This window comes from Lactobacillus sp. UMNPBX6 (genome assembly GCF_002553975.1).
GTDB classification, from domain to species: Bacteria; Bacillota; Bacilli; order Lactobacillales; family Lactobacillaceae; genus Lactobacillus; species Lactobacillus gallinarum.
On sequence record NZ_PCZD01000057.1, the window covers coordinates 1 to 10,508 of the forward strand.

Genomic DNA, 10,508 nt, shown 5'->3' on the forward strand with positions numbered 1-10,508 from the left:
TACCCGTGGTCTAGACTTTCACTAGACTAGATGAAATGTCATGCCCGACACACAAGCAAAAGACGTTGCCCAAATGTGGTACAACGTCTTCAAAGAAAAATCTTCAATTAAAAAAGTGACTTTTGCCGTAATTGATGATCATCGCAATTCGGCAGCACAAGATTTTAAAAATTTACTAATTAAGTCCTGAAAAACTCTTTTTTTATTTTTCATTTTCTAAATTATTAATAGCAGTTTCAGCTAAAGCATAAGCTTGTTGAGCCTGATTTTTAGCTTGAACGTAGCCATTCAAGTTATCATCACCACTGGCTAAAACCCTGGCAAAAGCAATTTGTTCCGCCATCAAAAAGTTAAACAAAGAATCCCACTTTTTATCTGCAAACTTAATCTTTTTAGTGGAAATCTTAGACATCAATTCACGGGTTAAATTAAAAGACTTTTCCAAAATTTGCTCATCCGCATCCGTCAAATCACGCACATTGTATGCTTGATGAATTTGGTGTACCTTGAGCAATTCTTTTAACAAAGTTCTGGTTTGAGCATCCTTAGACACATTTTGATTAATTTTAAGCATTGATATTCTCTTTCCTTTTCAAGATATTCCCATTATACCAAATAGTTATCCGCCATTTGCTTAACGCAGCGTTTCATCTCTTGAATGTCTAATACACTATAAGCAAACTCCTTACGCAATAACTCTTTTGGCAAATATTGATCATACTTGTCGATTCCTGGAATTTCTTTAGGATAGACTAAATCCAGCGGATCAAAGTCTTTGTCAGCTTTCTCTTTAAGAATGCGCCAAAAGTCTTGTTCATCCCCATCCATCGCAAAATACATAAAATATGGACGAGATGAATTAAAACCTCGGATATTCAACTGCTCTCCGCACTTAATTTTGATCAACCGTTCAAGCGTCAAAAAGGCATACGTTCCAGTCCAAGGGAAAAGACACCACATATTGCCGCCAAGCTTAATCAAATTCTTTTTAGCTAAGCCAGCTAAAGCTGCAGTATCACGAGCCTGGGTTAAGCGTGCCTTGCCATTTTGCATCAGATAAGGATACATGACCTTCTCTTCCAAAACCTTTTTCATTCGTTGCAAAATCTTCGGCTGAATATCACCTGGCACATCACCAAAGAAAGCAGGAATTCTTCCCTTCACCTCATGGCAATACACTTGATGACGCTTGCGATCGACATCTTCAACTACCCAAACTCGACCAGCAATTGCAATTTTGTCTCCAACTGGAGGTGGCTTAACAATTGTACCTAATTCTTCGCTGCCAGCATGAACACTAAATTCTTCATTTTCCGCAAAAACTGCATAAAATTTAAAGTTATTCACAACCTTTTCACCGGCAAGCCCGACTACTAATCCTTTATTCTCGGTCCATTCAATGTGGTCAATTTTAAGCAAATGCCTAAGCAAAACTTTGTAGTCTTCCTGACTAACATTATGAAAATACGACAAAGTGAGCACCCTTGAGGCAAGCTCTGCTGGCGTCATCTCTCCACTAGAGGCGAGCGTACTCATAGTTTGATGATAAAGCAAACTATACGGCAAGCGATTAGGTTCAGGCGGCTCCACCCATTTTTCTTCCGCGTAAAGTTGAACCAGGGCAATTCCCTGAATAAGAGGCCACGGAATTAATTCTGGCAGCATGGCCCGAGATTCTGGATGTTCTTCGCGCATAACAAAATGCATTTCTGGTGGATTGCCGCGACGACCTGTACGCCCCATTCTTTGCAAAAAGCCTGACACCGTAAACGGAGCATCAATTTGAAACGCTGATTCCAGCTGACCAATATCGATTCCCAATTCCAGTGTTGCAGTAGCACAAGTTGTCATATAAACATCTTCATCTTTCATCGCCGCTTCAGCTGTTTCCCGTAGTGCCGGTGAAAGATTACCGTGATGAATCATAAAGCGATCCGGCTCATGGTTATAAGCGCAATACGCCCTCAGTTCCTGACATACCGCTTCGCACTCTTCACGACTATTAGTAAAAACTAGGCATTTTTTACCACGTGTATGTTCAAAAATATAACCAATACCTGGATCAGCCAATTCAGGTGCCTTATCCGTTATAGGCTCGACTTGACTAGGATCAAAATCCTTGCTGCTGGCCTGTGGATCAGTTTTATAAAAATGTTCCATTGAAAGATGCCAAATCTGTGGTTCGTTCTGCACCTTAGGTGCAACCGTCTTTCTATTTGAACCAGCTCCTAAAAAATCGCTGGCATCTTGCAAATTACCGATGGTTGCTGAAAGTCCGATTCTTCTGGGATTAACATTTGCTAATTTTGACAAACGTTCAATTAGACAAAAGGTTTGGCCACCGCGGTCACTGCGCAAAAATGAATGGAGTTCATCAATCACAATATACTTCAGCCCGCCAAACAAATGAGGAATATCCATGTGCTTATTGATCATGAAACTCTCAAGCGATTCAGGCGTAATTTGTAAAACTCCTGATGGGTTCTTGAGCATCTTTCTTTTTTGCGTTTGCGCTACATCCCCATGCCAGCGCCAAATTGGTATATCGACATCCTGACAAAGCTCCGTCAAGCGATCGTATTGATCATTAATTAAAGCTTTTAGTGGCGCAATATAAAGCACTTTGACCGAATCCTCTGGTTCATTATAGATATCTGACAAGATCGGGAAAAATGCGGCTTCTGTTTTCCCTGACGCAGTTGAAGCTGACAAAAGCACATTATCTTCCGTCTCAAAAATTTCCTCCGCGGCTGCTACCTGAATCGGACGTAAATTTTGCCAACCATGTTCATAAATATAGTCTTGGATAAATGGTGCATAATGTGAAAAAACATCCATCTTTTTTACCCTTAAATTCTAAATTCAGTATAATCTTGCTCTTTATTATCTGAGACAGCCTCAGATTTTGCATAATTAAAACGATCAGAATTAAGCAGATCCGTGATTTTAGTGTCAGGATTTTGCCAAACGATGTCGAGCAATTCAATAAAGTCACGAATAATTTCACGTGGCGTAATGTTAGTATCTGCACCAACGCGCGCATACTCTATCTTGATAAATTGTGCTAAATCATCATCAGTAATAGTTCTTTCATAGCCATATAAGTTAGCATGCATATCCGCCAATTTTTCAGTTAAAACTAGCATTTCTTCTGCGGTCAATGGCTGCAACTTAATCACTGGAGCGTACATATCACGCGCACCGTTTTGAACAAACTTTCCTGTAGCAAGCCGGCTGCTCAGTGCTTCGTATGAATAAACGCCGCGGCGCCGGTCTTCAATTGCTTGTGGCGTCCCGCACATAATGATGCCCAGGTACTTCGCCTTACCCTGCAAAGTGTCATTGTACATTGTCAAAATCTTTTCATAATTATATTGACGACTAATCGCATTCGGAATTTTAAAAATGTTGACCAATTCGTCAATCATGATCATGAGGCCAGCATAACCTGCTTGTCTGAAGAAAGCCGCAAACAATTTGAGATATTCATACCAATCGCTGTCTGAAATGATAATATCCACACCCAAATCTTTTTTAGCTTCAGTCTTATGACTATACTCGCCTCTAAACCACTTAAGCACTTTAGCTTTAGTTTCATCGTCATTAGACATATAAGCGTGATAATACATGTTAAGCAATTTAGCAAAATCAAAACCATGTACTAATTCATTTAATGATGAAATTACTGCATAGATTTTCTTATCTACTTCAGCTTCAAACTTGGGATCATCATTGGCAATACCACTTTGGGCTACCTGGCTTTGCACAGAATTAATCCAACGATCAAGAATTAAGGTTAAGGCCCCACCTTCAGGACGAGTTTTGGTAGAAAGATTTTGGATTAATTCACGGTAAGTTGCTAGTCCTTGTCCTTTAGAACCTTGCAAGCGACGCTCTGGAGACAAATCGCCATCAACCACAACGAAATTTTTGTCCATTACATAATTACGAATTGTCTGCAGTAAAAAGCTTTTGCCTGAACCGTAACGTCCAACGATAAAACGAAAACTTGCACCGCCATCTTGAATAATATCAACATCATGAAGCAGGGCTTCAATTTCTTCTTTACGGCCGACTGTAATATAAGGCAAACCAATCCGCGGCACTACCCCACCTTTTAGTGAATTTAATACAGTTTGTGCAATTCTTTTTGGTACTCTTCTTTTTTCTGGCATTTTATCATCCCTTTAAAAACATTTCTTGTAAATCATCCGCATAATCTTCAATTATTTGTGGCTGATCTTGTTCATTAAATTCGATCACACTATCGCCAATCTCATCCAGCAATTTTTCATTAATATTATCAGCTAAAATCGAAACCATTAGATGGTGTTTTTGCACATAATCTTGCCACGGCTTCCCTTGCAATAAAGCCATTAGTAAAAACATTTCGTCTTTGTCTAAACCGTAGTCATCTTGATCTACTGAAACTTCTACTTCTTGCTCCTGCTTTTGCACTTGCTCTTGCTCTTGTTCCTCTTGCTCAAGCTGCTTTTCCTCATCGGTTAACAGACTATCACGCGTGACAGAAGCATTGGCCCGAATCTTGTCTAAATCAGAAAAATCAATTTTAATCTGATCAATCTTTGCCTGTTTTTTTTGCTGTTGATAAGCAGCAATTCCAGCCGTAATCGCCTTTAACACGGCTTGATCAATAAAACGCGGCTTGATTGCGCGTCCTAAATTCAGCTTCTCGCGTACTAAACGATCTACTTCATGCAAAAAAGTATTCAAGTTCGTTCGCTGTCTTGGCACAGCTTCTTCTTGATGAATGTACCACCAACCCTTTTTGTAATAATACTTTCTCACAGCATCAACCTTAACCGTCATTGGCTTTTTTGCTTTTCTGTAGAAAACTGCGAGCTTAAAAACGGGCTGCTCAACGACCTTCGGCTTAGCTACAAAGCTGCTGTAATAAGCTATGCCATATTTTTTAGCATCTAACACCTCTTGCCAAACACATTTTAAAACTTGAACAAAAACCTCTTTATTCTTTGCAATTACTTTTGAAGATTTCCAGTATGTCGTCTTTTTTGCAAAAACTTCCGCTAACTCTTCTGCCGTATATTTTTGCGGATAATGCAATATTTCATCATCATGATCTTGCTCAATATCTTTGGCAAAATGCTCAGCTATTTTTTCTTTTCGTAAGCCATAATAAAGCACGTAATCCTTTATCCAATCTGCCAAATATGTTTGAATTCCTAAATCGAAATTATCCACATAATTCTTTTTAAAAGCAATCAGTTTATCGTAGCCATCCTGTGGATTATCCACGCCAATATTATTAAACAGCTCATACAAATATACATATGCATAAGATGTACTAGTGCGATGGTAATCCCCCTTGCGAATCTTAGTCCTCCAGGTAAAGTAACTACGCAATTGCCCCACATTCATATCATGATAAGTAGGAAAGAAACGCTTGAAAGCAAAATATTTTTTATATTCATCTTCGTAATCAGCCATAAACTGCCCTTGAATATAAAAATTCTTCTGCCGACCTGTGCTAGGAAGAATACTGTAATCATATAATTCCCGCATTTGTCTGATCTTATCGGGAATCACATCGTTAACTTGTCTACGCGGCAACCGCTGCTTTATTGGCTGCGCTTGATATTTTTCCTCTGTTTTTTCTCCTGGAATATAAAAATATTGGCTCTTAGCGACATTTGTATCTTGACCATTCATCGCTAATTTAAATGCATAATCTAGGGCCTTCTTAATCGCTTGCTCATCGCGATTATTAGTCAAAACTACGCCTACCCATTCTGCTCCCTTGATGCGAACCGGATCAGTAAAACCAGGCAAATCACGAATCGTTGGAGCAAAGTCACCACATTTTAAATCTAAAACCACAATACTGCTCTTGCTTGAATTTTCACCATTAATTCGAGAAAGCATAGCAAAATAGCCACTATCAAGTGGAGACATTAATACATAAGTATCCGTTGAACCTGACACAATTGGTTCAAACTTCAATCCATATTTAGCATAAACATATTTAAAAAGCTGATTAGAATCCATTTTTATGTTTCCTTTTTTCGTACGTATGTTCTATATTATATCATCTATTTTATTCTTAGTCTTCTTTGCGTTTTTTTATTTTATGTATATGTTTTCGTATTTCATAAACCTTATATTTTAATATTTAGGTGGTTATACCCAGTCAAGTATGTTAGTATAATAACTGTAAGTTAATGAAAGCGTTTTAATTAATAGCTTCCTAGAGAGGACAAAAACTTAATATGAGTACAAAAGAACGTTATTCTCAAGACGAACTTAGAAAAGCAAATCCAATGTTTAGCCGCACTCGTGCAACTATCGAAAGTGCATTTTACGGCAACAACGTACACGAAGTAACTAGTGTTGCTGAAGCTTATAATTTAGCAAAGAAGCAATCAGGCGTTATTGTTACTGACTTGCCCATCTTACACACTAAAGAATTAGGCTTGCCACATGGTGCAACCCAATTGGTTTACAACCACGGTAAGATCTTAGGTAGAACTGCCAGTGCACGTCACTTCGTTGACAATCCTAACGAAGATGCTGAAGCATTGAACGGTAACTTGCGTGAAGATATCTACAAGGGCCACGAACAAAAATACTTAAAGGCTACTGTTTTGGTAGGTCTTGACCCATCATTTACTGTTAAGGCTCACATCATGATGCCAGAAGATCAAGCCTTCAACCTGCTTTCATACATTTTGAACTTCCACTTCTTCGATGATGAAGCTGAAAAGATGTACGCAAAGTCTAAGTTCTATGATGAACCTGATATTTACTTCTACTTCGATCCTAATGTTCAAGACGAAGACTATCCAAAGGGTTTAGGCGTATTCGACGCTCCACATAACTGTGCTGCTGTCTTCAACCTTCGCTACTTCGGTGAACTTAAGAAGGGTACCTTAACCTTAGCTTGGGCTATCGCTCACCGTCACGGCTACACTGCATGTCACGGTGGTGAAAAGTCATTCCACTTTGACGATAAAGACGACAAGACCTTCGCATTCTACGGCTTGTCAGGTTCTGGTAAGTCAACTTTGACTCACGAAATGTACGATGGTAAATATGATATCACCGTTTTGCACGACGATGCATTCATCATTTCACGTGAAGACGGTTCATCTGTAGCACTTGAACCTTCATACTTCGACAAGACCCACGACTACCCAGCAGGTCACCACGAAACTAAGTACTACACTACTATTATGAACTGTGACGTAACGTTAGACTCAAACGGTAAGAAAGTTATCGTTACTGAAGACTTACGTAACAACAACGGTCGTGTTATCAAGACCCGTTACACTAGTCCTCACCGTGTAGACTTTGAAAAGTCACCAATTACCGCTTTGTTCTGGATTATGAAGGATGGTTCATTGCCTCCAATCATCAAGATTGACGACCCAGTTTTGGCAACTACTATGGGCTGTACTTTAGCAACCAAGAGAACTAGTGCTGAAAACTTGCCTAAGGGCTTCGACATGAACACCTTGGTTATCGAACCATTCGCAGACCCATTCCGTGCATACCCTGTATCAGGCGACTACACAGACTTCAAGGAATTGTTCACTAAGCGTGGAGCAAGCTGCTACAGCTTGAACACAGATGCCTTCATGGGCAAGGACATTCCTAAGGAAGTTACTAAGAAGTTGATCGAAGACTTGGCTAACGGTAACATCAAGGACAGTGACTTCAAGCCATTTGGTAACTTCAAGGGTGTAAGCTACTTACCAATTGAAGGCTACGAAGTTCACCTTGAAGACCCAGAATACCAAAAGACCTTGGCTAAGAGAATGCAAGATCGTTTGAACTGGCTTAACAAGTACGATGAAGAACACCCAGAAACTCCAATTCAAGATGAAGCTAAAAAGACCTTGGAAGCTATTATCAAGGAATTAAGCTAATAATTAGGGAAAATAATATTACCTCATATAATTAAAAACACATTTTCTTAATGACTAAAAGACGAGAGTTGTTACTCTCGTCTTTTTTGGTATAATCTTGCATTTCTATTAATTAGCTATATATCTTATATCTATTTTATTTACAGTTTCTTTAATTTACAATAAAATAGATATAAGGAGCTGATATTATGATTTCAAATAAAGAAAAATTAAGTCAAGTAAATTTTAAAATGCCAGAAAAAGATAAAAAAGAAGTTGCTGCTATTTTTAAATATTATGGTTTAGATTTGAGTACAGGAATAAAAATGTATTTAAAAGAGGTTCAACATACTAAAAGTATCCCTCTATCATTAAAACCAACTACTGAATTAGATGCTGCTATTGCGGAAGCTGATCGAGGTGAATTCGCTGGTGAATTTAATTCATTAGAAGAATTTAATCAAGGATTCGATAAGGCTTTGAATGATGAAGATTAAGTATACCCCACTATTCATTCGATCTGCCAAAAAATATAATAGAAAACATTATCCAATGGATAAAGTAAAAAAATGCGTCAAAGCAATCGTGACGAACGATCAAAAATTTTTAAAAAAGCATAAAGATCATCCTTTAGACAAAGGTGTACGAGAAATGCATATAGATAGACAGTATAACGATGACTGGTTACTATACTATCGTTTTAACGAATACACTGAACAAATTGAATTAATTTTACTTGATATTGGTAACCATAAACAAACACATAGAATCATCTACTAAAAAGACGAGAGTTAATTGCTCTCGTCTTTTTGTTATGTAGATCTTTAATTACTTTTTTCAATATAGTCTTGTGCAGCTTCAAGCACTCGCATCTTATCATAAACAGTGAGATACTTTTCAGCTTCAGCACGTGTTATCCACTTATCGCCCTTGATCTCTTCTTTTTGCGTAACTACCTCTTGTCCTGCAACATATTTAGCTAAAAAGTAGGTAACCATTTTTTCTTTACCTGCAGCTAATGCATATCGCGTTTTTTGAACAAAATTAAAATCAAATTCTGGCTTTAACCCTACTTCCTCAAATACCTCTCGCTTAGCTGCAGTTTCAGCATCCTCATCATTTTCTAAGTGTCCCTTAGGAAAGCCCCAATTGTCATTAATCACGCTTTGAACAATTAAAAACTCTAATTGACCATCCTCACGTCTACGGTAAATAACTGCACCAGCAGAATGTTCCAATTTCAGTCTCATTTTTATCACCCATTTCATTAATAAGACAATTATTGATAATTATTGATGATTCATATGCTGTTTGCAAGAAATATACAAAAAAATTGACCAAATTAAAATTTGGTCAATTTAAAGCAGACGAAATTATTAAGACTAGTAGAATATTTTAGTTACTTCTTTAAGTTTTTTTCGCAGTAATCCTTGATCTTATCATCATCGGCCTTGAGCATCCATTCACAGGCTGCTTCAGTCTTCATGGTGTCATGGTTGTTTGCTTCCATTTCGTGGTCCCAAATAGCGTCACGAATAGGCATTGAGTTACCCTTTGCCCAATCAAATACTTGGTCCATTTCACGATCAATCATTGCTGTTTGTTCAATTTCTTTTGCATCTGCCATAATTATAAGCTTCCTTTCATCTACATCTTCTATTCTAGTTCTATTAGCTTAAGCTGTTAAATGAAAGGGCTTAATTTATTAATTTTCTAATCTTTGCCGTTAACTGCTTCATCAGCTTGGTTAACGATTCTCACTGCATTAAGTGAACGAGGATATCCAATGAATGGCACATTTTGTTCAATGACCTTCATTAAGAATTCCTTGTCGTTGCCCAATCTAATATTAGTTTGCGCATGTGATAATAATTGTGGTTCACAGCCACCTTGTGCAGCAATGTAGCAAAATGTAATCATTTCGCGGTCACGATCGTCTAAACCTTTTCTGGTGTAGTAATCACCAAAACAATTATCTACAAGCCACTTGTTGATGGTACCCTTCTTGGCAAAATCCTTCATTTGCGGACCAAATAAACGAATTTGCGTCTCTTCACCTTTTTCTAGGCGATTCTTCATCGTTGTGGTTGACTGACCTGGTAGCGGCAAATCTACTCCTCTTGCAGTCAAAATATCGTTAGTTGCTTTGAAAAATGGAAAAACACGACCTAATCCTAAATAGTCAACAGCTTGATACAAAACTTCTTTAGCTTCAACTGGACTAACCCCGTTATCAAGAGCAACGGGAAGCATGACCTTATACTCGTCAATCCCTTGCATCCCTAACAAATAAGCCAGCGTTGACAACATCTTAGTTCTATCAGGCAAATCAACCGCAGCTTGTACTTCATCAAAAGCAAAATGATTAATCCGTTCTAAGGCTTCTGGATCCGTTTTTTCTAATAAGTTAGCATGAATTCTTTGTGCATCTTCTTTAATTGACATGATATTTTCCTTTCTAAAACGATCTCTTCACTACTTATTTAAGTACGTTTCAGACCTAAAGAAAAATATCTATTTTTTATTCTGCGGAATAACTTCTGCTTATGCTTATTAGCAACATTTAGGTCAACTACCCTAGACTGAAGTCTAGGGCTTAGTGGCTCGTTAGCTTACGCTAAC

The 10,508-nt window shown here is 38.0% G+C and carries 11 protein-coding genes; 4 read left to right on the forward strand and 7 right to left on the reverse strand.

From position 1 onward, the window contains the following. The first annotated feature begins 40 nt into the window (after window positions 1-40). Window positions 41-190, forward strand: coding sequence for a hypothetical protein (locus tag CP357_RS10250; protein WP_158227266.1), 150 nt, complete (start codon window positions 41-43; stop codon window positions 188-190). A 12-nt stretch (window positions 191-202) separates the two neighbouring features. Here the strand turns inward: CP357_RS10250 and CP357_RS08350 are convergent, their stop codons facing one another. The 4 genes from CP357_RS08350 to CP357_RS08365 are packed head-to-tail and all read right to left on the reverse strand — an operon-like array spanning window position 203 to window position 6,027. Further along, window positions 203-574, reverse strand: a complete 372-nt coding sequence (locus tag CP357_RS08350; RefSeq protein WP_003626968.1) for a hypothetical protein — start codon at window positions 572-574, stop codon at window positions 203-205. A 32-nt stretch (window positions 575-606) separates the two neighbouring features. Next, window positions 607-2,838 carry a DEAD/DEAH box helicase gene (locus tag CP357_RS08355; protein ID WP_098037045.1) on the reverse strand — a complete coding sequence of 744 codons (2,232 nt, stop codon included), beginning with the start codon at window positions 2,836-2,838 and terminating at the stop codon, window positions 607-609. Between the two features lie 11 nt (window positions 2,839-2,849). Beyond that, entirely contained in the window at window positions 2,850-4,175 is a 1,326-nt protein-coding gene (locus CP357_RS08360) for an ATP-binding protein (protein WP_098037046.1), read from the reverse strand. A gap of 4 nt (window positions 4,176-4,179) precedes the next feature. Then, complete coding sequence (locus CP357_RS08365; RefSeq protein WP_098037047.1) at window positions 4,180-6,027, reverse strand: TerB N-terminal domain-containing protein; 1,848 nt, start codon at window positions 6,025-6,027, stop codon at window positions 4,180-4,182. 221 nt (window positions 6,028-6,248) lie between these two features. Here CP357_RS08365 and CP357_RS08370 point away from each other — a divergent pair, with 221 nt between their 5' ends. From CP357_RS08370 to CP357_RS08380, 3 genes are all read left to right on the forward strand, one after another. Continuing rightward, window positions 6,249-7,907, forward strand: coding sequence for a phosphoenolpyruvate carboxykinase (ATP) (locus CP357_RS08370; protein WP_025006288.1), 1,659 nt, complete (start codon window positions 6,249-6,251; stop codon window positions 7,905-7,907). A gap of 188 nt (window positions 7,908-8,095) precedes the next feature. Continuing rightward, window positions 8,096-8,383, forward strand: a complete 288-nt coding sequence (locus tag CP357_RS08375) for a type II toxin-antitoxin system RelB/DinJ family antitoxin (RefSeq protein WP_025006287.1) — start codon at window positions 8,096-8,098, stop codon at window positions 8,381-8,383. After that, entirely contained in the window at window positions 8,373-8,666 is a 294-nt protein-coding gene (locus tag CP357_RS08380; RefSeq protein WP_087364027.1) for a type II toxin-antitoxin system mRNA interferase toxin, RelE/StbE family, read from the forward strand. The genes CP357_RS08375 and CP357_RS08380 overlap by 11 nt, the downstream gene beginning before the upstream one ends. Before the next feature lie 44 nt (window positions 8,667-8,710). On the opposite strand, the gene CP357_RS08385 is transcribed toward CP357_RS08380, so the two are convergent. The 3 genes from CP357_RS08385 to CP357_RS08395 all read right to left on the reverse strand — a co-directional run bounded on the left by CP357_RS08385 (window position 8,711) and on the right by CP357_RS08395 (window position 10,331). Continuing rightward, window positions 8,711-9,130, reverse strand: a complete 420-nt coding sequence (locus CP357_RS08385; protein WP_098037049.1) for a bis(5'-nucleosyl)-tetraphosphatase — start codon at window positions 9,128-9,130, stop codon at window positions 8,711-8,713. A gap of 155 nt (window positions 9,131-9,285) precedes the next feature. Beyond that, the gene (locus CP357_RS08390; protein ID WP_003632732.1) at window positions 9,286-9,513 is read right to left on the reverse strand and encodes a hypothetical protein; all 228 of its coding nucleotides are present in this window, start codon (window positions 9,511-9,513) and stop codon (window positions 9,286-9,288) included. Between the two features lie 86 nt (window positions 9,514-9,599). Next, the gene (locus tag CP357_RS08395) at window positions 9,600-10,331 is read right to left on the reverse strand and encodes a carboxymuconolactone decarboxylase family protein (protein ID WP_098037048.1); all 732 of its coding nucleotides are present in this window, start codon (window positions 10,329-10,331) and stop codon (window positions 9,600-9,602) included. Window positions 10,332-10,508 lie beyond the last annotated feature (177 nt).

Excerpts from the sequence above, each read along its gene's own strand:
- CP357_RS10250 (WP_158227266.1), top strand. The coding sequence starts at position 41 with ATGCCCGACACACAAGCAAAAGACGTTGCCCAAATGTGGTACAACGTC.
- CP357_RS08350 (WP_003626968.1), bottom strand. The coding sequence starts at position 574 with ATGCTTAAAATTAATCAAAATGTGTCTAAGGATGCTCAAACCAGAACT.
- CP357_RS08355 (WP_098037045.1), bottom strand. The coding sequence starts at position 2,838 with ATGGATGTTTTTTCACATTATGCACCATTTATCCAAGACTATATTTAT.
- CP357_RS08360 (WP_098037046.1), bottom strand. The coding sequence starts at position 4,175 with ATGCCAGAAAAAAGAAGAGTACCAAAAAGAATTGCACAAACTGTATTA.
- CP357_RS08365 (WP_098037047.1), bottom strand. The coding sequence starts at position 6,027 with ATGGATTCTAATCAGCTTTTTAAATATGTTTATGCTAAATATGGATTG.
- CP357_RS08370 (WP_025006288.1), top strand. The coding sequence starts at position 6,249 with ATGAGTACAAAAGAACGTTATTCTCAAGACGAACTTAGAAAAGCAAAT.
- CP357_RS08375 (WP_025006287.1), top strand. The coding sequence starts at position 8,096 with ATGATTTCAAATAAAGAAAAATTAAGTCAAGTAAATTTTAAAATGCCA.
- CP357_RS08380 (WP_087364027.1), top strand. The coding sequence starts at position 8,373 with ATGAAGATTAAGTATACCCCACTATTCATTCGATCTGCCAAAAAATAT.
- CP357_RS08390 (WP_003632732.1), bottom strand. The coding sequence starts at position 9,513 with ATGGCAGATGCAAAAGAAATTGAACAAACAGCAATGATTGATCGTGAA.
- CP357_RS08395 (WP_098037048.1), bottom strand. The coding sequence starts at position 10,331 with ATGTCAATTAAAGAAGATGCACAAAGAATTCATGCTAACTTATTAGAA.